Origin of the sequence: Desulfofundulus thermobenzoicus (assembly GCF_009428905.1) — a bacterium.
GTDB classification, from domain to species: Bacteria; Bacillota; Desulfotomaculia; order Desulfotomaculales; family Desulfovirgulaceae; genus Desulfofundulus_A; species Desulfofundulus_A thermobenzoicus.
In genome coordinates this window covers 1-463 of record NZ_WHYR01000178.1, presented here as the reverse complement: position 1 = coordinate 463, position 463 = coordinate 1, and the positions used below count along the sequence as shown (strand labels likewise).

Genomic DNA, 463 nt, shown 5'->3' with positions numbered 1-463 from the left:
GTGCAGATCCGAGCAAGGCGGGAATTTTAGCGAGCAAGCCAATATGGGCATTTCATGCAGAGGATGATTCCATTATCCCTATCAGCTATGCAAGAAATACAATTCAAGCTATTCAAAAAGCTGGCGGCCAGCCGCTTTATACGGAGTATGCAAGCAAGTATGGATATGACCATGCATCATGGACGCCTGCTTATGAGACGCCAGGCTTAACAGATTGGCTGTTTGCGCAGAGACGAAGCTTTCGATAAACAAAAACCGATTCACCTTCTAACAAGGCGAATCGGTTTTTTCTGTTTTATTTGTCAAAACGATGAGCAGAATGCTTTGTTGGTCCGATGTATTCGTTTAGCTGGAAAGAGCCTTTAATGGCAGCCGTGATGAATTCTTTTGCTGCATAAATGGCTTCTTTCACGTCTGATCCATTCGCTAGTTCAGCTGTGACTGCTGCTGAGAATGTGCAGCC

The 463-nt window shown here is 44.9% G+C and carries 1 protein-coding gene and 1 pseudogene; one reads left to right on the top strand and one right to left on the bottom strand.

Annotated elements, in window-relative coordinates; translation table 11 throughout:
* A pseudogene (locus tag GFC01_RS18110) lies at positions 1 to 248 on the top strand (prolyl oligopeptidase family serine peptidase); the annotation flags it as partial.
* Positions 249 to 295: 47 nt separating this feature from the next.
* On the opposite strand, the gene GFC01_RS18105 reads toward GFC01_RS18110, so the two are convergent.
* The coding region (locus GFC01_RS18105) for a bifunctional hydroxymethylpyrimidine kinase/phosphomethylpyrimidine kinase (RefSeq protein ID WP_194175039.1) at positions 296 to 463 on the bottom strand (168 nt) is incomplete at its 5' end.